Origin of the sequence: Dietzia kunjamensis (assembly GCF_045689975.1) — a bacterium.
Classification (GTDB): domain Bacteria; phylum Actinomycetota; class Actinomycetes; order Mycobacteriales; family Mycobacteriaceae; genus Dietzia; species Dietzia kunjamensis.
In genome coordinates this window covers 3385084-3409675 of record NZ_CP143297.1, presented here as the reverse complement: position 1 = coordinate 3409675, position 24592 = coordinate 3385084, and the positions used below count along the sequence as shown (strand labels likewise).

The window sequence follows — 24592 nt, the reverse complement described above, 5'->3', positions numbered from 1 at the left end:
CGGCGGTGGCTCGGAGCGGCGGTGACGCCCTGGGTGCCCGGCAGCGGCTGGAGGTCATCGGCGGGTTCGTCGGGTTCTTCACCGTGCTGGCGCTGGTCAACGCGGTGGGCTTAATCCTCACCGGGCGACCGTCGATCTTCGCCTCGCTCGTGCTGGTGCTCATGCTCGTGGCGTCGGGGTACACGTACCGGACGTGGCGCCGGGTCGACCGGGCGGTCAAGCGGGGCTGACCCGCCGTGGCCCGCGCCGACACGCGCCCGCCCCAGCCCGCCCCGGCCCGCCCCGGTTCCAATCCAGCCCGAAATCCGCTACTCGGAATGCGGATTCGCTACGCCGATCGGGATAGCGGATCCGGATTCGGAGTAGCGGATTTCCGGCGCCGAGGGGCAGCCTCGGCGCCGACGGGCAGGTTCAGCGCCGGCGCGCCGGCTTATCGCCCGTCGCGCCAGGCCGCCAGCGACTCGACCAGGTCCAGCGGGTAGTCGGGGCCGTTGAGCCCGACCGTGAAGAGGGTGACGCCCTCGGCGTGCAGGTCCTCGGCGAGCCGCTTCGCCTCGTCGGGTGAGCTGGCCCCGCCGATCTCCGTCGACCGCTCGATCTCGCCCGGATCGCGCCCCACGTCCGCGCAGTGCCCGGCGAGCACCTCCGACTTGTGGCGGTAGGTCTCCACGTCCACGAACGAGTGCCAGATGTCGGCGTGGCGGGCCACGTGTCGCAGGGTCTTCTTCTCACCGCCGCCACCGAGCAGCACGGGGATGTCCCGCGTCGGGGCGGGGGTGAGCGTGGCGAAGCGCTGCTCGATCCGCTCGAGGGAGTGCCCGAGGTCGTCGAGCCGCGAGCCCTTGGTGCCGAACTCGTAGCCGTACTCGGCGTAGTCCCGCTCGAACCATCCGCTGCCCAGGCCCAGGATGAGGCGGCCGCCGGAGATGTGGTCGACGGTCCGGGCCATGTCGGCGAGCAGGTCGGGGTTGCGATAGGTGTTGCAGGTGACCAGGGCGCCGATCTCGACGCGTTCGGTCTGCTCGGCCCACGCGGCCAGCATCGTCCAACACTCGAAGTGGGCGCCGTCGGGATCACCGTAGAGCGGGAAGAAGTGGTCCCAGTTGAAGACCACGTCCACGCCCGCGTCTTCGGAGCGTCGGACGGCGTCCCGGATCAGTTTGTAGTCCGGCGAGTGCTGCGGCTGGAGCTGGACGGCGATGCGGACCGGGCGCGTGGGGTTCGGGGTCATGCGCCCCATTGTGGGGCGTGGCGCCGCCCCGTGCACCCGGCCCGCGCACCCGGGCCAGGCTCCCGCCCCGCGCACCCGGGCCAGGCTCCCGCCCCGCGCACCCGGCCCGTGCGTCTCAGCGCTCGCGCTCCAGGAAGAACCAGAAGTGCTCGCCCTCGTGCACGGTGCCTCGCCCGTTCATCACCGCGAGGAGGGTGTCGGGTCCGACGACGGCGAAGTGGTCGATCACCGGCAGGCGGTCGTACACCATGGAGGCGGTCGGGCGGCCGCGGAAGGAGACCTCCCACAGGGACGCCCCGCCCCCGCCGGTCGCCGAGGTGTCCGGCACGACCTCACCGGAGTCGTCGGTGACGAGGATCGGGTCCACCTTGCGGGCCTCGGTGAAGTCCTTGCCCCACCAGCGCATCTGCCCGAGCATGCCGAACATGGGGTGCCCGGTGTCCAGGCCGGTGCCCTTCCAGCGGCTGCCCGCGATGTCGTCGACCCGCGCGGGCTCGAGGGAGTCCCACAGCGCGGAGACGCGGTCCGATGGGACCGTGTCGAGCGCGAGGATGAGCTCGAACTCGCGCGCGGCGGCGCCCGCGGTCCCGGCGGTGCCGGCCGCCCCGGCGGTGCTCACAGGCCGAGCGTCTTGCCGATGATGTCCCGCTGGACCTCGTTGGTGCCGCCGTAGATGGTGGAGACCACCGCCTGGCGGACCAGACGTTCCATCCCGTACTCGGTGGCGTACCCGTATCCGCCCATGGACTGCATGCACTCGAGCGTGACCCGCTTGCTCAGCTCGGACGCCTTGAGCTTGGCCATGGAGGCCTCGCGGGGGAACAGGGCCGTGGGGTCGGCCTCGTCGACCTTCCTGGCGACCGCGTAGACGAGCAGGCGCGTGGCCTCGATCTCGGTGGCGAGGTCGGCCATACGGTGGCGGAGCACCTGGAAGGAGCCGACGGGGCGGCCGAACTGCTCGCGCTCCTTGATGAAGGTCAGGCAGTCGTCGAACGCCCGCTGGGCCACGCCGAGCTGCATGGCGGCGAGGATGAGGCGCTCGGTATTGAGCCCGGTCATGAGCTGCGCCCAGCCGCCGCCGACCTCTCCGATCACGGAGTCGGCGGGCAGGCGGACGTCGGTGAAGTAAAGGTCGTTGACCTCCTTGCCGCCCATGGTCTCGATCCCGGTGATCTGCAGGCCCTCGATGTCCGCGGGCACGTCGAACATCGTGATGCCCTCGTGCTTCTTGCCCGACGAGTCGGTGCGGGCGACGAGCAGGATGCGGTCGGCGAAGTGGGCGTTGGAACACCAGGTCTTCTGCCCGTTGATCACCCAGTCGTCGCCGTCGCGCTCGGCCTTGCAGCTCAGGGCGGCGACGTCGGACCCGGCGCCGGGCTCGGACATCGAGATGGACAGGGTCCCGCCGTTCACGACCAGCTCGAGCGCGCGTTTACGCTGCTCCTCGGTCCCGAACTTCTGGTACGCGGCGGCCGTGATGAGGGTGGGGCCGATGCCGCCGATCGGGGCGAGGCCGCGCAGGGAGTGCTCGAGCAGGAGGCACAGTTCGACGGCGCCGGCGTCGGAGCCGCCGTACTCCTCGGGGACGGTCAGCCCCAGCCATCCGAGCTCGGCCATCTTGGAGTAGATGTGCGGCGAGTGGGTGCCGCCCTCGGTGGTGAGCTCGCGTCGCTTCTCGACGCCGCCGACCTCGCGCGCGCAGAAGTCATCGATCGACTTGGCGAAGTCACGCTGCTCATCGGTGAGGATGTCGAACACTTCTCGCCTCGTTTTTCTGTGTGGTTGTCCCGGTATCTGTCACGGGGTGTCGGTTGGGTGCACACTGGACTACTGTGGCCCGTATCACGGTACGCTACATCAAATATATGTGATCGGAAACGAGAGGACCTCAGATGACGACCACCGAGCCCAGCAAGACCGGCCCCGCGTTCGCGAGCCTGGACCCCCGCGACGGCACCGTCCTCGCGGAGTACCCCGTCGCCGGTCCAGAGGAGGTCGCCCTCGCCGTGGAGCGTGCGCGTGCCGCGGCTCGCTGGTGGGCGAACCAGGGTCCGCGGGGTCGCCGTGAGTGGCTGCTGGAGTACAAACGGGCGATCTCGTCCAGGGCCGAGGAGTTGGCGTCCCTGATCTCCGCCGAGACCGGGAAGCCGGACGAGGACGCGACCCTCGAGGTCATGCTCACCGTCAGCCATCTGGAGTGGGCGGCCAAGAACGCGGACAAGGTCCTGCGACGGCGCTCCGTCTCGGCCGGGCTGCTCATGAGCAACCAGGCCGCCTACGTGGAATATCACCCCTACGGCGTGGTCGGCGCGATCGGCCCGTGGAACTACCCCGCGTTCACCCCGATGGGCACGCTGTCCTACGCCATGGCCGCGGGCAACGCGGTGGTGTTCAAGCCCAGCGAGCTCACGCCGGGTGTGGGCGTGTGGCTGGCGGAGGTGTGGGATTCGCTGGGCGCCTCCCAGCCGCTCATCCAGACGATCACCGGTGACGGCTCGACGGGCGCGGCGTTGTGCAGGGCGGGCGTCGACAAGCTCGCGTTCACCGGCTCCGCCGCGACGGGCCGGAAGGTCATGGCCGCCTGCGCGGAGACGCTCACGCCGGTCGTCATCGAGGGCGGTGGCAAGGACGCCCTGCTCGTCGACTCGGACGCGGATCTCGACGCGGCCGCCGACCAGGCGGTCTTCGGCGCCATGGGCAACGCGGGCCAGACCTGCGCGGGCGTGGAGCGGATCTACGTCCACTCGGACGTCCACGACGCGTTCGTCCAGAAGTTCACGGCCAAGGTCCGCGCGCTCACCCCGGGCAACTCGATCTCCTCCAGCTACGGGCCCATGACGCTGCCGGCGCAGGTCGACATCGTCCGCAGGCACGTCAAGGACGCGATCGCCAAGGGCGGCAGGGCCGTACTCGGCGGCGAGGACTCGGTCGGCGAGAAGATCATCGAGCCGGTCGTCCTCGTCGACGTCCCCGAGAACTCGTCCGCGATCACCGAGGAGACCTTCGGCCCCACCGTCGTGATCAACCCTGTCGCGGACCTGGAGGAGGCGATCGAGAAGGCGAACGCCAGCAGCTACGGCCTCGGCGGTTCGATCTTCACCGGCAACAAGAAGCGGGGGCTGGCCCTCGCGGAGAAGTTGGACGTGGGCATGGTGTCGGTCAACTCGTTCCTCGCGTTCGCCGGCATCCCGGCGTTGCCGTTCGGCGGTTCGGGTGACTCGGGCTTCGGCCGTATCCACGGCGCCGACGGGTTACGCGAGTTCGCCCGCCCCAAGGCCATCACCGCGCAGAAGTTCGCGGCCCCGCTGAACCTCATGACCATGACCCGCAAGCCGCGTGACATCAAGATCGTCAAGTGGATGCTCGCGAACGTCCAGGGAAGGATGTGAGGTGAGATGACCGCCACCTCCGAGAGAACCGAGGAGATGACGACGACGACGAGGGCCGCGGCCACCGAGCGGTCCGCCGTGCCCGGGGTGTTCGGACCGATCCCGGCCGACCTCGTCGCCGACGCCGCCGTCGACCACCCGCTCACGGCAGGGGTCCCGTTCAGGCCCGGGCGCTGGTACTGGCGTGATCTCATCGCGACTCTCGATCCGGTGGCGGACGCGGCGGAGATCCACCGCATCACCTCCGCGTACGAGTTCCCGTGGGACTACCAGCGGGCGCTCGAGCTGGCGCTGTACCGGACCTACTGCATCCCTTCGGTGTCGGCGGTCCTGGAGCAGGCGGGCAACTTCCGCGATCACCCGCAGAAGCGGTACGACGACACCGCGCTGCTCATGGTGGAGCTGGTCGAGCACGGGTACGACTCGCCCCGCGGCAAGGAGGCGCTGCGGGTGATCAACCGCCAACACGCGATGTACGAGATCACCAATGACGACATGCTCTATGTGTTGTCGACGTTCATCTACGAACCGCTCGAGTGGATCGATGCGAACGGCTGGCGGCGTCTGCATCCGAACGAACGGCTCGCGGCGTTCCACTTCTACCGCGCAGTCGGGGAGCGGATGAAGATCAAGGGGATCCCGCAGGGCATCGGGGAGTTCCGGCGCTGGCGGGACGACTACGAGGCGCGCACCATGCGCTACGCACGGGCCAACGAGCTCATCGGGACGTACACGCTCGATCTCATGTGTTCCTGGTATCCGGAGCCGGCCCGGCCGGTGGTCCGCAAGGTCGTGCAGGCGCTGATCGACGACGACATGACCCGCGCCTTCGGCTTCCCGTGGCAACCTCCGGCGTTCCGCGAGGCCGCCTACGCGGCGCTGCGGATGCGGTCGAAGGTGGTGCGGTGGCTGCCGGTCCGCCGCCGCGAGCTCGGGTCCCGTGGGACCGAGAACCGGACGTACCCGGGATACCCGGAGGGTTACCGTCCCGCCGACCTGGGGGCCTGCCCCATCCAGCCGCGCGACCGGGTGGTCGCCTGCCCGGTCGTGCACGCTCCAGCCGCCGGCTCCACCGGAGCCGCCTGACCCGGCGGAACCGCCGCCGCGCCCCGCGATTTCCGCACGTCGGGACGCCGAACCCGATGCCCGGAGAGGGTGCGTGACCCACGAGGGCGTGGGGGGCACATGGGTGCGCTTTCCGGGTTAGGTGGAACACGGTGTGATCTTGATAACACCGGCTACAGTGGGCATCGCGTAGCGACACTTACACATATATGTGATCGGATCCATGGTCGTTCTGGAGGGACGACGTCATCGCGGTCGGTTGCAGAAGGGATCAGTCGCCCATGCCAGTTCCTGAGGCCACCTCCGGTGGCACCTACGAGGAGGTCCAGCCGTGATCCGCACCCGATTCACCGAGGAGTTCGGCGTTCGTCATCCCATCGTCCAGGGCGGCATGATGTGGGTCGGCCGCGCCGAACTCGCCGCCGCCGTGTCCGAGGCCGGCGCGCTGGGGATCATCACCGGGCTCACCCAACCCACGCCCGAGGACCTGGTCAAGGAGATCGCGCGCTGCCGGGAGATGACCGACCAGCCGTTCGGCGTCAACCTCACGATCCTTCCCGCGATCTCTCCGCCCCCGTACGCCGAGTACCGGCAGGCGATCGTCGAGTCGGGCGTGAAGATCGTCGAGACGGCCGGGTCCAATCCCAAGGACCACCTACCGGTGTTCCACGAGGCCGGCATCAAGGTGATCCACAAGTGCACCTCGGTCCGCCACGCGATCAAGGCCGAGCAGCTCGGTGTGGACGCGGTATCGATCGACGGCTTCGAGTGCGCGGGCCACCCGGGGGAGGACGACGTCCCCGGCCTGGTGCTCATCCCCGCCGCGGCGGCGAGGCTGTCCATCCCGATCCTCGCCTCTGGCGGGATCGCCGACGCCCGCGGCATGGTGGCGGCACTGGCGCTGGGAGCCGACGGCGCCAACATGGGCACCCGCTTCATGTGCACGGCCGAGTCGCCGGTGGCCGAGCAGGTCAAACAACAGATCGTGGCCAACACCGAGCTCGACACGAAGCTGATCTTCCGGACACTGCACAACACCGCGCGGGTGGCCGCCAACGCCGTCTCCGCCGAGGTCGTGTCGAAAGAGGCCGAGGGTGCCGAGTTCTCCGACATCCAGCACCTCGTCGCCGGAGCCCGCGGACGCAAGGTCTTCGAGGACGGCGACCTGGACGCCGGTATCTGGAGCGCCGGCCAGTGTCAGGGTCTGATCCACGACGTGCCCACCGCGGCGGAGCTCGTCGACCGGATGATGGCCGAGGCGGAGGAGATCATCACCGGCAGGCTGGCCGGGATGGTCGAGGCGGGGGAGACGGTCCGATGACCGCGATCGGACGTGACGCCATCAAGGTCGACCATGACGACCTGGGCGTGACCACGATCAGTATCAACCGGCCCGACCGGATGAACGCGCTCGACCACCCCACCGTCACCGCGCTGACCGAGCTCATCATCGAACACGGCAGCGATCCGGGCACCCGGGTCATCGTGCTTTCAGGGGAGGGCGGGGCGTTCACCACCGGAGCTGACCTGCAGGCGATCAAGGACGCCGGCGCGGACGCGCCCAGCCCCGACGCGACCATGGCCGGGGCCGCCGCACTGGTCCGCGCGGTCCTCACCGTTCCGGCTCCGGTGATCGCCGCGGTCACGGGCCCTGCCGCCGGGGTGGGCGTCTCGCTCGCGCTGGCCTCCGACCTCGTCCTCATGTCGGAGGACGCCTACCTGCTGTTCGCGTTCACCAACATCGGCCTCATGCCCGACGGCGGCGCCAGCGTGCTGCTGCCCGCGGCCGTCGGACGGTCGATCGCCTCGCGCATGCTGCTGCGTGGCGACGCCGTCTCCGCCGCGGAGGCCCACGACGTCGGACTGGCCATGGAGGTGCATCGGACCGCGGACCTGAAGCCCGCCGCCGCGAAGCTCGGCCGCCGACTGGCCCGGGGTCCGCGCCGCGCGCTGGAACTGACGAAGCGGGCCGTCACCGGGGCCACGCTCGCCGAGCTGGACGCGGCCCTGGCCCGGGAGCACGAGGGCCAGTGCGAGCTGCTGATATCCCCCGACTTCGCCGAGGGCGTCTCCTCGATCCTCGAGAAGCGGCGCCCGAACTTCTCCTGAACCGTCCCTCCTGTCACCTGCCCCTCCCGTCACCCACCGCCCGACGAAAGGCCGAGATCATGACCACCGCCACGGATCCCATCGCCGAACTCCACGCGGCACGTCGCAACAACTGGAACACGTGGGTCGCCACCCACGCCGAGATGCAGCCCGACGCCGAGGCGCTGCGTTTCCTCGGCCAGACCACCACGTGGTCCCAGCTGCACGATCGCAGCACCCGCTTCGCCGACGCGTTGGCCCGCCGCGGTGTGGGCAGGGGCGATCGGGTCATGCTCATCACGCTCAACAACCCGGAGTTCGTCGAGGCGGTCCTGGGCATCAACGAGCTGGGTGCCGTCGCGGTCCCGGTGAACTTCCGTCTCACCCCCGGCGAGCTCGCCTACCTGGTCAGCGATTGCACGCCGAAGGTCGTCATCACCGACGCGATGCTCGCCCCGCTCGTCGGCGCGATCCGCGCCCAGGGCGAGGAGCCGGGCCACCACATCGTCATCGGCGGTGAATCGGGGACGCCCGACCAGACCACGTACGCGGACGCGATCGCGGAGGAGGGCCAGCCGCACGAGCCCGTCGACGTCCCCGAGGACTCCACCGCGCTCATCATGTACACCTCGGGCACCACGGGCCGCCCCAAGGGCGCGATGCTCTCCTACGAGAACCTCACGGCGCAGTCCCTGACCTGCATCCGGGTGTTCCGACTGTTCGACGAGGACGGGCGCGCACTGTGCGCCGCCCCGATGTTCCACATCGCGGCGCTCGGCTCGATCGCGCCGAGCCTCCAGCTCGGCGGCGTCACGGTGGTCCACCCGCTGCAGGCCTTCGACCCCGCAGCGGTCCTGGACACCCTCGAGGCCGAGCAGATCACCAGCATCTTCCTCGTCCCCGTGCAGTGGCAGGCCGTCTGTGCCGAGCAGCAGGCCCGCCCGCGCAGCCTGGTGCTGCGCACCATCTCCTGGGGCGCGGCCCCGTCCACCGACACGATCCTGCGCGCCATGGCCGAGACCTTCCCGGACGCCCTGAACTGCGCGGTGTTCGGCCAGACCGAGATGAGCCCCATCACCTGTGCCCTCGACGGTGATGACGCGATCCGCAAGATCGGCTCCGTCGGCAAGGTCATCCCGACCCTCCAGGCCCGCGTCGTCGACGCCTTCGGCGAGACCGTCGGCCCAGGTGAGGTCGGCGAGATCGTCTATCGCGGTCCCACCACCATGTCCGGCTACTGGAACAAGCCCAAGGAGACGGCGGAGGCCTTCGAGGGCGGGTGGTTCCATTCCGGCGACCTGGTCCGCATGGACGACGAGGGCTTCGTCTACGTCGTGGACCGCAAGAAGGACATGATCATCTCCGGCGGCGAGAACATCTACTGCGCCGAGGTGGAGAACATCATCGCCGGGCACCCGCGGATTCGCGAGGTCGCGGTGATCGGCCGCAAGGACGACAGGTGGGGAGAGGTCCCCGTCGCGGTGGTCGCCCAGAACGTGGAGGACGGCGCCGCCGATCTCACCCTCGAGGAGCTGAGCGAGTGGCTGCGGGACAAGCTCGCCGGCTTCAAGCTGCCCAAGCATCTGGTCCACGTCGACGAGCTCCCGCGCAATGCGAGCGGCAAGGTCGTCAAGGGCACACTGCGTTCCGAGCACGGCACCGTGGGCGTCTGAGCCGGTGTCCCGGCTCCCGTCCGACCACTCCGGGAGAGCAGAGAAGTGCTCACCAGCTCTATTGTCGGGCCGGATCAACAGGTGCGCGGCCGCCGGCTTCCTGCAGCGACCGTTCCGGGATGAACTCGGACTCCCGTGGAGTTCGCACGCGGCCCGACGGACTTCCCCGGACGGTCCGGACGGCCACCTACCGCATCCTGTTCACCGATCTGAGGTGGAGAGTGCGGACGGACCGATCACTGAAGTGGGACTCAGTGCTCGGGGTCGAGTTCCGGTGCGCGCTCGTCGTCCCACACGCCCGCTCGCTCGAGATGGGCGATGAGCAGACTCGCGCCACCGGTGAACTCGGCGTCCACCACTTCGTGGGCCGTCTCGACGTCGCCGTCACGCAGCGCCTCGAGCATGCGGCGGTTGTCCGTCAGTGCGCCCGCACGCCACTCGGGGTCGTCCGCGTACAGCCGGTAGGGCATGTAGCGGGCGGCGTTGGACAGGAACCGGGACAGCTTGTCCGAGCGGGAAGCCCGGTTGAGGCACCGGTGGATCGCGTACTGGGCGTGCACCACGCCGTCGGTGTCATCTGACGCGGATGCCTTCTCGAATTCGTCGATCAGACGACCGTGGAACTCGAGAGTTTCCGCGTCGTAGCGGGTGATGGCCCGGTCGACGATGCGCTTGGAGAGTTCCGCTTGGAGCCAGAAGATGTCCTCGATGTCCTGGCGGCTCATCGGCGAGACCAGGTAGCCGCGCCGCGGCACCAGATCGACGAGGCCCTCGCCGCGCAGGGTGAGTAGTGCCTCCCGGACCGGGGTCACGCTCACCCCGAGTGCGGAGGCGGTCTCGTCGAGCCGGATGAAGGACCCCGGGCGGACATCGCCGCTCATGATCCGGGTCCGCACGTGGTCGGCGACCTCCTCGGAGAGCTGCGGGCGCTGGCCGAGTCGTGTGGGGGCCACGTCCGCCACCTCATTCCACGAGAGAAGGGCACCCAACCGGAGCGCCGAGACCGATGATCTAAATCAAATATATCTGTAGTGGCTCACACTACCTCGCCGGGGGCGGGGCATCCACCCACCGCCGAGAAGGGTTCACGTGAAACATCTCTCGCTCGCCTTCGTTTCGGTTATGACAACCCTCGACCGGCCCGTCTCCTCGGGGCGCTGCAGCGCGGGTCGGAATCGGCGACAGTTCGGCGGTGGCCCCGCGGCGACCGTCGGCGACCCGCGAGTGGCGCCCCCGACCCGCGACATGGAGCCCGACCGGCGGGGCACGGTGCCCGACCGGCCGGGCGCCTGGGCCCGCCCCGCACCGGGACCGGCCGAGGGGAAGGATGCGTTCACGCGCAGCGACGTCGGCCGTGCCACTCGAGCGTGCGATGCGCGGACATCCGCACGAACCTTCCTGCGGAGAGGGCCGAATAGCGCGGAGGGGCTGCCGGGCGGCCACAGCCGGGCGAGACTGGGCCCATGACGTCAACCGAGAACCGTCCCGCCGTCCGTACCGAGCGCCGGGACCACGTCCTACTCGTCACCCTCGACCGCCCGGAGGCCCGCAACGCCGTCAACGGCGAGGTCAGCACGCTGCTGGGCAACGCGCTGCACGAGGCGGACACCGATCCCGAGATCCGGGTCGTGGTGATCACCGGCGCGGGAGAGCGGTCGTTCTGTGCGGGCGCCGACCTCAAGGCCATCTCCCGGGGTGAGGACATCTTCCCGGTCGAGAACCGGCGGTGGGGATTCGCGGGGATGATGCAGCAGTACGTCTCGGTCCCCGTGATCGGCGCGGTCAACGGCACCGCACTGGGTGGGGGCTGCGAGATCGCCCTGGCCTGCGACCTCGTGGTGGCCGCCGACCACGCGGTGTTCGGTCTGCCGGAGGTGCGGCGTGGGCTCATCGCCGCCGCCGGTGGCGCGTTCCGGCTGCCGGCCCAGCTGCCCCACCGGGTGGCCATGGAGATGATGCTCACCGGCGAGCCGATCACCGCCGGGCGGGCGCTCGACCTGCACCTGATCAACCACGTCGTCCCGGCCGACCGGCTGCTCGACACCGCGCTCGAGCTCGCCGGGACCATCGCCGCCAACGCGCCGCTGGCGGTCCAGGGGACCAAGCGGGTCGCGCTCGGTATCACCGACGGCGGGCGTCCGGCGGAGGTCGACCAGTGGAAGGTCAATGACACGGAGATGATCACCGTCATGACCTCCGAGGACGCGGCGGAGGGCCCGAGGGCGTTCGCGGAGAAGCGTGCCCCGGTGTGGAAGGCGCGCTGAACCCGGATCCGATGAGACCCATCCCACAATCCGACCGGATGTGAACTCCGCCCCCCGGCCCTACATTTCCTTTATGGAGGCAGTGTTGAGGTCGATGGTCGTCGAAGAGGACCTGCACGTCCTCGACACCGCGAGCAGGGAGTTGACGCCCCGGGCGGCGGAGCTGCTGGCCCTGCGGGGTGGAGGTGGCGCGGGAGAGGAACTGCGCAACTGCGTCATCCGCGCCGCGACCGCCCCTGCCGGGTCCGCGACGGAGCTGCGGTCGGCCCTCCGCGCGGAGCGGGCGGGGCTCAACGGGGCGGGGGCCGAGCTCGGGCTGGCGGTGGTCGCCGCCGGGGCCGTCCCGCTCGTGCCCCCCGGGTCCGCCCTCGTCGACGAGACGCCGAGGACTCGTCGACTCCTGGCCGACTACGAGTACCTGGCCCGGGATCAGATCTACTGTGGCGTCCGGATCCGGGTGGAGGCCCATGGCGCAGACGAGGCGGTCGCGGTGTCCTGCCGGATCGCTCCGTACCTGCCGGTGTTCCTCGCGCTCACGGCGAGCTCGCCCTTCCTGCGGGACGGGTCGGACTCCGGCTACGCGAGTTGCCGCTCGGTGGCGGCCTCGCAGTGGCCCACGGCGGCGCCCGTGGCGGGCGTGTGCTCGGCCGCCGAGTACGACGAGCTGGTGGCCGACCTCGTGGCCAGCGGGGTGGTCGTCGATGCGTCGATGGTCGGCTTCGGCGTGCAGCCCGGGGCCGACCGGCGGTCCGTGGAACTGCAGGTGGGCGACGCCTGCCCCTCCGCCGACGCCACCGTCCTGGCCGCCGCCCTGTTCCGGGCCCTCGTCGAGCGCGAGGCGACCGCCGTCGCCGACGGCGCCGGGTCGGCGGCCCCCGCCGAGACGAGGCTCCGGGCGGCCCTGTGGCGCGCGGCCCGGTCGGGCCTCGAGGGTGATCTCGTGGACCCCGTCACCTTCCGGGCCCGGCCCGCCACCGACGTCGTCTCGGATCTGGTGGAGTCCCTGACCGGCGAGTTGAACCGGTCGGGTGACCTCGACACCGTGCGCACCCTGCTCGACAACGCGCTCTACAACGGCAGCAGTGCGTTCCGGCAGCGCCAGGCCCTCCGCCGGCGGGGGCACCCCCACGACGTGGTCGACCTGCTCGCGGCGGAGACCGCCGGGATCAGCGGTCCCCGGTCGGCGGTCCCCGACGCCCACTCACGACTGTTCGGCGTCTACGAACCGATCGAGGGCCTCGACGCCGACCCGAGCTGGGACGAGGCGGTCGAGGAGGGGGGCGCCCCCCGCGAGGCCTACGCTCCCGTGATGTCGGCCCTGGACCGGGCGGGCACCGTCCGGCTCCGGTCGCGACAGGTGACGGCGGAGAAGGAGGCCTCGGTGGCCGGGGTGACGTTCCGGGTCACCGGACAGGAGCGGCCCCAGGCGTTCCCCATGGACTTCGTACCCCGCATCATCTCGCCCGAAGTGTGGCGGATGCTGGCCGCCGGCACCGAGCAGCGCGCCCGCGCCCTGGACGCCTTCCTCGACGACATCTACGGCCAGCGCGAGTTCGTGCGCGCGGGGCACATGACGCCCGAGTCCCTGGACCGCGCCCCCGGTCACCGCAGCACGGGACGCGTACAGCGGCCGGGTCGGACGCGGGCGCACATCTGCGGGATCGACCTGGTGTGCGGGGACGACGGCACGTGGTTCGTGCTGGAGGACAACGTCCGGGTGCCCTCCGGGATCGCCTTCTCCCACGCCCTGCGACAGATGACCACCTCCCTGTTCGGCGACCTCACGGGCGGGTTCGATCTCCACGCGCCGGACGAGGCGTTCGGCATGATCCGCGAGACGCTCGAGGCGGCCGCGCCGCCGGCCGCCGGGGACGAGCCGCAGCTCGCGGTCGTCTCCTCCGGGCCGACCGACTCGGCCTGGTTCGAGCACCGACTCATCGCGCAGCGCACCGGACTGCCGCTGGTCACACCCGACCGGCTCACCTTCCGGGACGGGGTGCTGCATTATCGCGCGGGCCGCGACCTGCACCGGGTGGACGTCATGTACGCCCGGATCGATGAGGACATGCTCCTCAGCTCGCCGGGCGACGAGGGCATCCCGCTGCGCGACGGGCTGCTCGACGCGCTCGGCGCCGGTCGCCTGACCATCGCCAATGCCCTCGGCAACGGGGTGGCCGACGACAAGGCCGTCTACGCCTCCGTCCCCGCCATGATCGACTTCTACCTGGGGGAGACCCCGATCCTCGTGCAGGTCCCCACCTACCTGTGTGCCGACCGGACGCAGCGGGACCTCGTGTTGGACCGCCTCGGCGAGCTCGTGGTCAAGCCGATCGACGGGTACGGCGGACTCGGGATCACCATCGGGCCGGAGTGCTCGGAGGCGGAGCTGGCCGCCCGCCGGGAGGACCTGCTCACCCGGCCGGAGGGGTTCATCGCCCAGGAGGTCGTGCCCCTGTCCACGTTGCCGACCTTCGACGGGACCCGGATGCAGCGCCGGCACGTGGACCTCCGCGCGTTCGCCCACGTCCGACGCGAGGGGGGCAGGACCACCGCGCACGCGGTCCCGGCCGGGCTCACCCGGGTCGCGCCGGCGGGATCGATGATCGTCAACTCCTCGCGGGGCGGCGGCGGCAAGGACACGTGGATCATGCGGTGACCCCCGCGCCGGGCGCGGGGAGCTGCTGCGGGTGCGGGTGCGCCCGCGTTCCCTTAGCGTGGGAATGATGACCGACGCACAGCGATGGATCAGAGTCGAAGAGGAACTCCACCTCGTCGACACGAGGACCCGGCGACCGGTTCGGCGGGCAACGGACGTGCTCGCCGCTCTCGGCGACACCGGGCAACGGGGACAGGAGGGCCACGTCCGGCCGGAGCAACACGGCGCGATCGTGGTCGCGGACGCGGGCGCCCACACCGGGCTCGGCGAGCTCGGGGACAGCCTCCGCCGCAACCGGACCCGCCTGGCGGAGGCCGCCAACGGACTGCGGACCGGGGTGGTCGCGGCAGGGTCGCTGGCCTCGCCCGGAGTGGAGTTCGACCCCGCCCCGCAGGACCCCCACCCCGCGCCGGGCCGCGAGTCGCAGACCCGCGCCTCGGCCGGCTTCCGGGTGGTGGTCGAGACCGCCGACGCCGACGAGGCCCAGTACGCGGCCCGACGGGTCGCCGCCCTCGCGCCGGTGCTGCTGGCACTGTCGGCGAGTTCCCCCTACTGGGCAGACGGCACCGACTCCGGGTACGCCTCCACCCGCTACTTCGAGAGCCAGTGGTCGCCCGCACACCTGCCCGCCTACGCCGCCGACACCGCCGACGAGGCGCTGGCCTGCGAGGACGAGATCGTCGCCACCGGCGTCGTCGCGGGACGGGAGGGGATCGCGGTCGACGTCCGCCCCTCCCGGGACGGCGACGGGATCGAACTCGTGGCCTGCGACTCCTGCAGCACCATCGACACCCTCGTCGTCGTCGCCGCCCTGTTCCGCGCGGCGGTCGACCGCGTCCTCGCCGAACGGGACGCCGGTCAGGACTCCGGATCCGGTGGGTGGGACGGACCCTCCGACGCCGTGCTGGCCGCGGCGTTCTGGCGCGCCGCACGCTCCGGACTCGAGGGGGACCTCGTGGACGTGGCGACCGGGCGCCCCCGCCCCGCCACCGAGGTGCTCACCGGACTGGTCGACGACCACGTCGACCACCTCCGGGCCGGAGGCGAACTCGACCTGGTGCTGAACCTGCTCGACGGGGTCCGCGGTTCCGCGACCTCGGCGACCCGCCAACGCGCGGCGCACCGCCGACGGGGACGCCGGAGCGACGTGATCGCCGTCCTGCTGGCCGAGACCGTCGAGCGGATCCGCCCCCGGGACACCGCCGACGACCGCGGGATGCGACACATGCTCGCCTCCTACTCGCCGCTCGGGGAGGCGGTCACCGAGGAGGTGCACGACGAGGCCATCTCCGAGGACGGCAACCCGCGGCCCGAGTACGTGGACCTGCTCAAGGCCGTGTCCGACATGGGCCCCGAGGTCCTGTGCGAGCGCAAGGAGCAGGTGGACGACAGACTGCGCTCCATGGGCATCACGCTCAAGGTGTACGGCAAGGACGAGCCGCAGGTCTTCCCGCTGGACTCCGTCCCGCGGATCGTCCCGGCTGACCAATGGGCGCGGATCTCTGCGGGCATCGAGCAGCGGGCGCGCGCGATGGAGATGTTCCTGCGCGACATCTACGGGGCGGGCGAGATCAGCCGGGCCGGCGTGGTCCCCGCCGAGGCGCTCCAGCGCGCACCGGGGTTCCGTCCCACCGGACGCGCGGTGCCCGAGGGCGTCCTCCACGCCCCGGTGTGTGGCGTGGACCTGGTCTCCACGGCGCCGGGCGAGTGGATCGTGCTCGAGGACAACCTGCGGATGCCCGGGGGGATGGCGATGGCGGTCGCACTGCGCGACCGGATCGCCGAGGGTTTCCCCGAGTTCGGTGCGCGGTCGGAGGTCCACGACCCCCGCGAGGCGCTGGCGATGCTGACCGACACCCTGCGGGCGGCCGCGCCCGAGGGCGTCGACGATCCCGCCATCGGCGTGGTGGTCGCCGAGGACGAACTCGAGGCGTACGACCTCAAGAGTGTCACGGAGGCGGTCGGTGGCACCCTGGTGACGCCCTCGGACCTGGTGTGCGAGGACTCCGCCCTGTGGCGGGTCGAGGGCGGGGAGCGGCAGAAGATCGACGTGCTCTACGTCCGTATGGACGAGGAGATGCTCCTGTCCTCTACGGGCGCAGATGGCACCGCGCTGCGCAGTGGGCTTCTGAACGCGATGGCGGAGCACGGCGTCGCCGTGGTCAACGCGCCCGGCAACGGTGCCGCCGACGACAAGGCGATCTACGCCATGGTCCCCAAGATCATCGACTTCTACCTGGGCGAGAAGCCCCTCATCGGCCAGGTCGACACGTACCTGTGCGCCGACCCTGACCAGCGTCGACAGGTCCTCGACAGGCTCGGCGAGCTGGTCGTCAAGCCGATCGACGGCTACGGCGGGTCCGACATCACCGTGGGCCCGGAATGCTCGCCCCGGGAGCTCGACGAGCGTCGGGACGAGCTGCGCCGCCACGGGGACCGGTTCGTCGCGCAGGAGGTGCAGTCGCTGTCCACCCTGCCGACGTTCGACGGCCGCGAACTGCAGCGACGCCACGTCGACATGCGGGCGTTCGTCATGTTGCGGCACGGTGAGGGGGGAGAGATCGCCGCCACGGCCCCGCCTGTCGCACTGACGCGCGTGGCCCCGGCGGGCACCATGGTCGTCAACGCCTCGAGCGGAGGCGGCGGAAAGGACACCTGGATTCACCGTGCCTGACACCACCGAGGTCGACGTCGAGGTCACCGAGGAGGCCGAGTCCCGCGACGTCGCGGGACCACCCGACGACGCCGCCGGGGGGCCCACCCAGATCCGCCACACCACGTCCCCCAACCTGTCGCCCGACGGGTCGATGTTGGCGTGTGTGGTCACCGAGCGCACCGGCTACCCGCGCGCCGTGCAGCGGCCGCTGGGGCCGGGTGGGCTGGACGGGGCCGGGCCGGAGCGCGACGTCGTGCTGCCCGTCGACGGCCCCGTGCGCCGCGTGGCCTACTCGCCCAACGGCAGGTGGCTCGCCTGCGAGGTCGCCCCGGACGGCGGCGAGCGCGAACGGATCTGGCTGGTCACCACCGACCCCGACGATCACGACGTCTACCCCGTCGACACCGTGGGCGACGCCACCGTCCAGATCGTCGGCTGGGACGGCGACCTGCTCGCGGTGACGGCGTTCGACTCCGAGGGCCTGGCCGAGGGCCGCCTCGTGGACCCCGAGACCGGGGAGCACACCGTCGTCGATCGACGGATGGGCGGTGCACTGGTCCACGCGTGGGACGGAGCCGCGCTGTTCCGGGTGGGTGCCCGCGGTAACCGCGAGTTGCTGCGCATCGTCCCCGACGGCCGGTGGTGGCCACTGCTACCCGTCGACACCGGCTCCACCACGGACGCCGGAGTCATCCTCGACGCGGGGGACGACGACCGTCCCATGCGGATGGTCGTCCGCAGCGACCATTCGGCGGACCGGATGGGCCTGCTCGCGGTCGAGGCGGACGAGGACTCCACCGAGTCCTGGCCGGTGGCGTTCCGCACCGACGCCGATCTCGACCGCGTCGAGGTGAGCCTGGACCGCTCGACCGCGGTGCTGCTGTGGAACGTGCGCGGTGGTCTGTCGGAGATCGAGGTCCTCGACCTACGGCCGGAGCGCCCCCGCGTGATCGTTCGGCCACCGCTGCCCGAGGTCGTGGCGACCTCACCCACGCTCACCGCAGACGGCCGGTTGCTCGCGCTCACCATCGAGAGCCTCGACCAGCCGCCGCGCGTGGTGATGTACGACGTGGACAACCGCAGGTGGACCGGGCGGCCGCCCGAGCAACCCGACCCCGCGCCGACGTTGGTCGAGTTCACCGCCCGTGACGGACTCCAGCTCAGCGGCTGGCTGTACCGTCCCGACATCGCTGACGAACCGGGCCCGACCGTGGTCCACCTCCACGGGGGTCCCGAGGGGCAGTCGCGCCCCGGGTACAACGACATCGCCCGCCGCTACCTCGACATCGGCGTGAACTACTTCCTGCCCAACGTGCGCGGGTCGACCGGCTCGGGTCGTTTCTTCAGTCACGCCGACGACCGCTACGGTCGCTTCTCCGGCATCGACGACGTCGAGGACGCGTTGCTGCACCTGATCGACGAGGGCATCGCCGATCCAGGCCGGGCGGTGGTCTCGGGCCGGTCCTACGGCGGCTACCTGGTCAACGCCACGCTGGTCCGCCACCCCGGCAGGTGGCGAGGCGGAATCGCCGCGTGCGGGATGAGCGACCTGCAGACCTTCTACCGCACCACCGAGCCGTGGATCGCCGCGGCCGCCTACCCCAAGTACGGCAACCCGCTCCAGGAACGTGAGCTACTGCGGGAGGCCTCGCCCCTACGGCGGTACCACCACGTGGACGTCCCGATGCTCTTCGTCCACGGCGCGCACGACACCAATGTGCCGCTCAGCGAGACCGATCAGGCCGTGGAGTTCCTGCGCCGGCGCGGCGTACCGGTGGACGTCCTGCTGTTCGAGGACGAAGGTCATGAATTCGTGAAATTGGCCAACCGGCAGCGTCTCGGCGACCGGGTGGTCCAGTTCTGCCAGGAGGTGTTCGATGTTCGGACGCAAGAAGAATGAGACCCCCGACCCGACCGGGTTCGAGGGCCGGCTCGTCGAGTGGCGGCGGCACATCCACGCCCACCCCGAGCTGTCCTACGAGGAGCGGGAGACGACCGAGTACATCGAGGGCGAGCTCCGCTCGATGGGGCTCAAGCCCGAGCGGTTCGAGGTGGGCACCGGGCTGTGGTGCGACGTCGCGGCCGCCGACGGGGCCACGTCGACCGACGTGGTGGCGCTGCGCGCGGACATCGACGCGCTGGCCATGAGCGAGGAGTCCGGCGAGTCCTTCTCCTCCGAGGTCGAGGGCGTCAGCCACTCCTGCGGGCACGACGGCCACACGGCGATGCTGCTGGGCGCCGCCGAGATGCTGGTCGCCGACCCGCCGCCCCGCCCGGTGCGCTTGATTTTCCAGCCGGCCGAGGAGACGATGCCCGGCGGTGCCAAGGACTGCGTCGAGGAGGGCGTGGTCAAGGGCGTCGACCGCATCCTCGCGCTGCACTGCGACCCGCACCGCCCGGTCGGCGAGGTGGGCGTGACCGGCGGGGCCATCACCTCGTCCAACGCCAAGATCGGCATCACCGTCCACTCGGACGGCGGGCACACCGCGCGTCCGCACGAGACCCAGGACACCGTCTTCACCCTCGCCCAGATCGTCACGGGCGTCACGGGCGTGATCGACCGGCGGATCGACCCGCGGTCCGGCACCGTGCTCACGTGGGCCTCGATCAAGGCCGGCGGGTCCGCGCCCAACGTCATCCCCGACTCGGGCGAGATCTGGGGCACGCTGCGCAGCGCGGACCGGGACGTGTGGGCGACCGTCGAGCCGCTGGTCCGCGAGACGGTCGAGCGGATCGGTGCCCTGTACGGGGCGCGCACTGAGGTCGAGTACATCCAGGGTGTGCCGCCCGTGGTGAACGACGACGAGTGCGCCGACCTCGCGGCGAAGGCCGTCCAATCGGTGCTCGGAACCGACGGGGTGGGCACCGCCGACCAGTCCAGCGGCGGCGAGGACTTCGCCTGGTACACCGAGGAGATCCCCGGCGTCTACCTGCGGTTGGGGGTGTGGGACGGCGAGTCCGAGGAGACGGATCTCCACCATCCGGGCTTCGTGCTGGACGAGCGGGCGCTGGCCCACGGTGCCCGCATCTTCGACGCGTTCGCCCGCCTCGACCGCCCCGCCTGAGCTGGCGGGGCGGATCCCGGCCGCGCGCGCTCACTCTCCCGCCCTCGTGCGCTCACCCTCCCGCCTTTGGGCGCTCACCCTCCCGCCGAGCAGAGGATTTCGCCGGTATCGCCCGAGAGCGGGTGTGCGAAACCCTCTGCTCGGCGAGGTGCGGGGAAACCGGCCCCGTCAGCGCACGGTGATCGCCGCGTCTCCGGCGGGGACGAGTTCGCCGATCACGGTGCCCCCCGGGATCTCCCCGGCCACGAGCAGCCCGCCGGAGGTCTGGGCGTCGGCGAGCAGGAGCAGCTCGTCCTCGTCCACGTCGGCCGCGAGGTGCGGACGTACCCAGTCGAGGTTGCGGCGCGTCCCGCCGCTGACGTATCCGTCGGCGAGCGCCTGACGGGCGCCCTCGAGGTAGGGCACCGCGGCGGGGTCGATCACGGCCGAGACGCCGCTGGCCCGGGCCATCTTGTACAGGTGGCCGAGCAGGCCGAACCCGGTGACGTCCGTGGCGCACTCGACCCCGGCGGCCAGGGCGTCCCGGGAGGCGACGTCGTTGAGGGTGGTCATCGTCTCGATCGCCTCGCGGCTCACCTCCCCGGTGTTCTTGTGCCGACAGTTGAGCATCCCGATCCCCAGCGGCTTGGTGAGCGACAGCGGCATCCCGGCCCGGCCCGCGTCATTGCGCAGCAGCCGGTCCGGGTCCGCCAGCCCGGTGACGGCCATGCCGTACTTGGGCTCGGGGTCGTCGACGCTGTGCCCGCCGGCCACGTGGCATCCGGCGGCGCCGGCCACCTCCTGGGCGCCACGCAGCACCTCTCCGGCCATCTCGTACGGCAGGACGTCCATCGGCCAGCACAGCAGGTTGATCGCCATGATCGGCGTCCCGCCCATCGCGTAGACGTCGGAGAGCGCGTTGGCCGCGGCGATGCGCCCCCAGTCGTACGGGTCGTCGACGACGGGGGTGAAGAAGTCGGCGGTGCTGATGACGGCCCGGCCACCGGTGATCCGCACCGCCGCCGCGTCGTCGCCGTCGTCGAGGCCCACGATGAGTTCCGCGGCCGGATCGCGGACCGGGGCCCCGATGAGGTCGGCAACGACGTTCTCCAGAGCGCCGGGCGGGATCTTGCAGGCACACCCGCCCCCGTGCGCGTACGAGGTGAGCCGGGCTGCGGGCGAGATGGGTTCGGTGGTCATGGTCCGACCCTAACGAGGCGGCGCCGATCGGTGGGCGCGGCCGGGGAACACCGCCTAGTCTCGTGGGGCAGGGAGGCGTCCGGGCACCTGGTGGTCCCCGCGGTCTTCAAAACCGACGTGGCCGAGTATCTCGGTCAGGCGGGTTCGATTCCCGTCCGCCTCCGCCACAACCTCACCGTCACCGGCACCGATCCGAAAAGGGGAACGGACGATCACCGAGCAGCCGCGGAAGGGGTCGGGGCCGTCGTCGCCCGATCCGCGTCGCCTCATCCCGTCCACCGACGTCCTGCTCCGCGATCCGCGCCTCACCGGGGCGGTCGACGGGCTGGGCCGCGAGCTGGTCAAGGGCGAGATCCGGGGCGCGCAGGAGCGCGCCCGCGCGGGAGTGCTCCGGGCCGACGAGATCGTCGACGCGGTGCTCGACGCGCTGCCCGGCGCGCCTGTGACACTGACGCCCGTCCTCAACGCCAGTGGCGTCCTGCTGCACACCAACCTCGGTCGGGCGCCGCTGTCGGACGCCGCGGTACGCGCGCTCGCCGAGGCCGCGGGCACCAATGACGTGGAGCTGGACCTGGCGACGGGTCGCCGGGGCAGGCGGGGTCGCGGCGCCCTCGACGCCCTGCGGGCCGCCGTGCCCACGGCGGGCGACGTCCACGTGGTGAACAACGGCGCGGCCGCCCTGGCCCTCGCCGCGACCGCGCTGGGCGGGCCGGGGCGGACGATCGTCATCGCGCGCGGTGAGATGGTGGAGATCGGCGACGGGTTCCGCCTGCCGGAGCTCCTGGAATCCACGGGGACCCGGTTGCGGGAGGTCGGCACGACCAACCGGGTCAACGCCGAGGACTACTCGCGTGCGATCGACGACACCACGGCCTTCGTCCTCAAGGTCCACCCCTCCAACTTCGTGGTGAGCGGCTTCACCTCGTCCGTCCCGCCCGCCGAGCTGCGGGACCTCGGGGTGCCGCTGGTGGTGGACATCGGCTCGGGGCTGCTCGCGCCCCACCCCACGCTTCCGGATGAACCGGACATGACCACGACGCTGGCGGCGGGCGTCGACCTCGTGACGTCCAGCGGCGACAAGCTCCTCGGGGGCCCGCAGGCCGGGATCATGGCCGGCGACGCCGCCCTCGTGCAGCGCCTGCGCCGCCATCCGCTCGCCCGCGCGCTGCGCGTCGACAAGCTCACGCTGGCCGCTCTCGAGGCGACGCTGCGCGGTCCGCGTCCGCCCGTCGTCGCCGGTCTCGAGGCCGACCCCGCCGAACTGTGGGAGCGGGCCGAGCGGATCGCCGCACGACTGCGCGCGGCGGGGCTGGATGCGGAGGCCGTCCGGTCCGTCGCCGCCGTCGGCGGTGGGGGCGCGCCCGGTGTCGACCTTTCGAGCGCCGCGGTGTCCCTGCCGGAGCGCTGTGCCGAGACGTTGCGCGCGGGACGCCCCGCCGTCCTGGGGCGCGTGACCGACGGCCGGTGCCTCCTGGATCTGCGTGCAGTGCCGCCGGGGGACGACGACGAGCTGGCGCGGCTCGTGCTCCGGGCGGAGGCGCCCGCCTGATGTTCGTCGTCGCCACCGCCGGCCACGTCGATCACGGGAAGTCGACGCTCGTCCGCGCGCTCACCGGCGAGGAGCCCGACCGGTGGGACGAGGAACGCCGCCGCGGCCTGACCATCGGTCTGGGGTACGCCTCGACCACCCTCGACGACGGCCGCACGGTCGCGTTCGTCGACGTGCCCGGCCACCGGCGGTTCGTCCCCACCATGCTGGCCGGGGTCGGGCCGGTGCCCGCGGTGATGTTCGTCGTGGCCGCCGACGACGGGTGGATGCCGCAGTCCGCCGAACACCTCGACGCTCTCACCGCGCTGCGCGTCGGGCACGGCGTCCTCGTCATCACGCGCAGCGACCTGTTGGACCCGGACCTCGCGCTGGCGGAGGCCCGTGACGCGATGGCCGGGACACCCCTGGCGGACATACCGGCGGTGTGCGTCTCGGCCGTCACCGGCGCCGGGATGGACGCGCTGCGCGGGGAGCTCGCCCGGCTGGGCACGCTGCTGCCGGAGGCCGATCGCGGCGCCGACGTGCGGCTGTGGGTGGACCGGTCGTTCAGCATCGGCGGAGCCGGCACCGTCGTCACCGGCACGCTTCCCGCGGGCACCATACGGGCGGGTGACACGCTGGAACTGGGCCCGGGCGGTCCCCAGGTCACCGTCCGTGGTCTGCAGTCGCTCGGGCACCGGCGCGACGAGGTGGCGGCGGTGGCGCGGGTCGCCGTGAATCTGCGCGGGGTCGCCGCGGACGAGATCCCGCGGGGTAGCACTCTGGTCACCCCGCGACGGTGGCGCTCGGTCGGGACCCTCGACGTGCGCGTCGACGGGCGGACGGACGCGCTGCCGGAGCAGGTGATGGTGCACATCGGATCCGCCTCGACAGCCGCTCGCGTGCGGCCCCTCGACGAGGGTCATGCCCGCCTCGCGCTCGCCGACCCGCTGCCGTTGCGGGTGGGGGACCGGCTCATCCTGCGCGAACCGGGAGCCGACCGCATCCCGGCGGGCGCCGTCGTGCTGGATCCCGCCCCGCCGGCGCTGCGTCGCCGCGGTGCGGCCCGCCGCCGGGCCGAGGAGCTGGCGGCGACCCCGGAGGGTCCGGACCTGGCCTCGGAACTGCGCCGGCGCGGCGTGGCCCACGTCGACGACCTGCGCGCCTGGGGGATCGCCATCCCGGTCCGCGACCAGTCCCACCGCGGGTGGCTGATCGACCCCGGGCGCGTCGCCGTCCTCGCCGAAACCCTCGTCGAGGCCGTGCGCGAGCACGACCGCGCCGATCCGCTCGATCCGGGCCTGCCCACCGAGGCCGCCCGCCGCGCGCTCGGGCTGCCCGACGCATCCCTGCTCATGGCCGTCCTCGATGATCCGGCCGCGGCCTCGCTGCGGGTGGAGGGGGGCCGGGTGGTCGCCGGGGACGGACCTGGTCTGCCCCAGGTGGTCCGAGCGGCAACGGACACCCTGGCCGAGCGGTTCCGGGTCGGGCCGTTCGACGCCCCGACAGCCGGGGAGTTGGCCGGGCTGGGCCTCGGACCGCGTGAGCTCGCCGCCTGCGAACGGGCCGGGCTCCTCACCGGCGTCGGACCCGGGGTGTGGCTGGGCCCGGGCGTGATCGGGGAGGCGGTACGGCGGCTCCGTGAACTACCGCAGCCGTTCACCCCGAGCGGCGCGCGCACCCACCTCGACACCTCGAGGCGTGTGGTGATGCCGCTGCTCGAGGTGCTCGCCGAACGCGGTCTCACCCGCCGCGAGGGCGACGACGGTCACGCCATTGTCTGACCCGACGTGTCGGT

18 protein-coding genes and 1 tRNA gene are annotated in these 24592 nt (G+C 71.7%); 14 read left to right on the top strand and 5 right to left on the bottom strand.

The genetic code is table 11. The features are described from left to right. Positions 1-5 precede the first annotated feature (5 nt). Positions 6-230, top strand: coding sequence for a hypothetical protein (locus VZF99_RS15980; RefSeq protein ID WP_120285617.1), 225 nt, complete (start codon positions 6-8; stop codon positions 228-230). Positions 231-430: 200 nt separating this feature from the next. On the opposite strand, the gene VZF99_RS15975 is transcribed toward VZF99_RS15980, so the two are convergent. The 3 genes from VZF99_RS15975 to VZF99_RS15965 all read right to left on the bottom strand — a co-directional run bounded on the left by VZF99_RS15975 (position 431) and on the right by VZF99_RS15965 (position 2989). After that, on the bottom strand, positions 431-1231 hold the full coding sequence (locus tag VZF99_RS15975) for an LLM class F420-dependent oxidoreductase (RefSeq protein ID WP_407335331.1): 801 nt from the start codon (positions 1229-1231) through the stop codon (positions 431-433). A gap of 115 nt (positions 1232-1346) precedes the next feature. Beyond that, positions 1347-1850, bottom strand: coding sequence for a DUF4334 domain-containing protein (locus tag VZF99_RS15970; RefSeq protein ID WP_407335330.1), 504 nt, complete (start codon positions 1848-1850; stop codon positions 1347-1349). Continuing rightward, positions 1847-2989 carry an acyl-CoA dehydrogenase family protein gene (locus VZF99_RS15965; RefSeq protein ID WP_407335329.1) on the bottom strand — a complete coding sequence of 381 codons (1143 nt, stop codon included), beginning with the start codon at positions 2987-2989 and terminating at the stop codon, positions 1847-1849. The genes VZF99_RS15970 and VZF99_RS15965 overlap by 4 nt, the downstream gene beginning before the upstream one ends. Before the next feature lie 134 nt (positions 2990-3123). On the opposite strand from VZF99_RS15965, the gene VZF99_RS15960 reads away from it, so the two are divergent. The 5 genes from VZF99_RS15960 to fadD5 all read left to right on the top strand — a co-directional run bounded on the left by VZF99_RS15960 (position 3124) and on the right by fadD5 (position 9446). Further along, positions 3124-4620 carry an aldehyde dehydrogenase family protein gene (locus VZF99_RS15960; protein ID WP_407335328.1) on the top strand — a complete coding sequence of 499 codons (1497 nt, stop codon included), beginning with the start codon at positions 3124-3126 and terminating at the stop codon, positions 4618-4620. 6 nt (positions 4621-4626) lie between these two features. Then, positions 4627-5706 (top strand): oxygenase MpaB family protein, encoded by a 1080-nt coding sequence (locus VZF99_RS15955; protein ID WP_407335327.1) that lies wholly within the window; start codon positions 4627-4629, stop codon positions 5704-5706. A gap of 313 nt (positions 5707-6019) precedes the next feature. Beyond that, a complete protein-coding gene (locus VZF99_RS15950) occupies positions 6020-7006 on the top strand; it encodes a nitronate monooxygenase family protein (protein WP_174705796.1) in 987 nt (328 codons plus the stop codon). Beyond that, positions 7003-7794, top strand: coding sequence for an enoyl-CoA hydratase (locus tag VZF99_RS15945; RefSeq protein ID WP_407335326.1), 792 nt, complete (start codon positions 7003-7005; stop codon positions 7792-7794). The genes VZF99_RS15950 and VZF99_RS15945 overlap by 4 nt, the downstream gene beginning before the upstream one ends. Before the next feature lie 59 nt (positions 7795-7853). Further along, positions 7854-9446 (top strand): fatty-acid--CoA ligase FadD5, encoded by a 1593-nt coding sequence (gene fadD5, locus VZF99_RS15940; RefSeq protein WP_407335325.1) that lies wholly within the window; start codon positions 7854-7856, stop codon positions 9444-9446. Between the two features lie 251 nt (positions 9447-9697). Here the strand turns inward: fadD5 and VZF99_RS15935 are convergent, their stop codons facing one another. Next, positions 9698-10408, bottom strand: coding sequence for a GntR family transcriptional regulator (locus VZF99_RS15935; protein ID WP_007627198.1), 711 nt, complete (start codon positions 10406-10408; stop codon positions 9698-9700). A 501-nt stretch (positions 10409-10909) separates the two neighbouring features. On the opposite strand from VZF99_RS15935, the gene VZF99_RS15930 reads away from it, so the two are divergent. The 5 genes from VZF99_RS15930 (at position 10910) to VZF99_RS15910 (ending at position 20087) form a co-directional block, all read left to right on the top strand. Continuing rightward, the gene (locus tag VZF99_RS15930) at positions 10910-11710 is read left to right on the top strand and encodes a crotonase/enoyl-CoA hydratase family protein (protein ID WP_407335324.1); all 801 of its coding nucleotides are present in this window, start codon (positions 10910-10912) and stop codon (positions 11708-11710) included. A 73-nt stretch (positions 11711-11783) separates the two neighbouring features. After that, positions 11784-14366, top strand: a complete 2583-nt coding sequence (locus tag VZF99_RS15925) for a glutamate-cysteine ligase family protein (protein ID WP_407335323.1) — start codon at positions 11784-11786, stop codon at positions 14364-14366. Between the two features lie 67 nt (positions 14367-14433). Beyond that, positions 14434-17040 (top strand): glutamate-cysteine ligase family protein, encoded by a 2607-nt coding sequence (locus tag VZF99_RS15920; protein ID WP_407335322.1) that lies wholly within the window; start codon positions 14434-14436, stop codon positions 17038-17040. After that, positions 17033-18922, top strand: a complete 1890-nt coding sequence (locus VZF99_RS15915) for a prolyl oligopeptidase family serine peptidase (protein WP_154829997.1) — start codon at positions 17033-17035, stop codon at positions 18920-18922. The genes VZF99_RS15920 and VZF99_RS15915 overlap by 8 nt, the downstream gene beginning before the upstream one ends. Further along, a complete protein-coding gene (locus tag VZF99_RS15910; RefSeq protein ID WP_317469564.1) occupies positions 18900-20087 on the top strand; it encodes a M20 family metallopeptidase in 1188 nt (395 codons plus the stop codon). The genes VZF99_RS15915 and VZF99_RS15910 overlap by 23 nt, the downstream gene beginning before the upstream one ends. A gap of 168 nt (positions 20088-20255) precedes the next feature. On the opposite strand, the gene selD is transcribed toward VZF99_RS15910, so the two are convergent. Next, positions 20256-21266, bottom strand: a complete 1011-nt coding sequence (selD, locus tag VZF99_RS15905; RefSeq protein ID WP_096906360.1) for a selenide, water dikinase SelD — start codon at positions 21264-21266, stop codon at positions 20256-20258. Between the two features lie 71 nt (positions 21267-21337). On the opposite strand from selD, the gene VZF99_RS15900 reads away from it, so the two are divergent. From VZF99_RS15900 to selB, 3 genes are all read left to right on the top strand, one after another. Beyond that, positions 21338-21433, top strand: a tRNA-Sec gene (locus tag VZF99_RS15900). Between the two features lie 119 nt (positions 21434-21552). After that, positions 21553-22815 carry an L-seryl-tRNA(Sec) selenium transferase gene (gene selA, locus VZF99_RS15895; RefSeq protein ID WP_407336150.1) on the top strand — a complete coding sequence of 421 codons (1263 nt, stop codon included), beginning with the start codon at positions 21553-21555 and terminating at the stop codon, positions 22813-22815. Beyond that, a complete protein-coding gene (gene selB / locus VZF99_RS15890; protein ID WP_407335321.1) occupies positions 22815-24578 on the top strand; it encodes a selenocysteine-specific translation elongation factor in 1764 nt (587 codons plus the stop codon). Before selA ends, selB begins: the two co-directional genes overlap by 1 nt. Positions 24579-24592 lie beyond the last annotated feature (14 nt).